The 261-nt window shown below is 55.2% G+C and carries 1 pseudogene; it reads right to left on the minus strand.

The window, feature by feature from the left end:
• Positions 1–33: 33 nt before the first annotated feature.
• A pseudogene (locus tag VVR41_RS10730) lies at positions 34–261 on the minus strand (IS256 family transposase); the annotation flags it as partial.

A 261-nucleotide genomic window follows, 5' to 3' on the forward strand; every position in this document is an offset into this window, starting at 1 on the left:
GAGCGTGTCAAGTTGTTTGTGTGTGGGGCTGTTTTATAGGTATTTGTTGAAGCGGTCGGGGTAGGCTACGGCCATTTGGTTGATGGCTTGTTTCCACCCGGTGACGCGTCCTCCCTCAACGAGTCTGCCTCCGGTGCGGGCGCGTTTTCCTTCTTTCGCGCGGCGGAGTGCTCGTTTGTCTTCGATGTTGCAGATCATCAACCAGAGGGTTTTGACTGCGGATTCGTCGTTGGTGAACTGCACCCTGTTGCGTGTGGCTTT

Source organism: Corynebacterium sp. LK2510 (assembly GCF_040946405.1).
In the GTDB taxonomy this organism is placed as follows: domain Bacteria; phylum Actinomycetota; class Actinomycetes; order Mycobacteriales; family Mycobacteriaceae; genus Corynebacterium.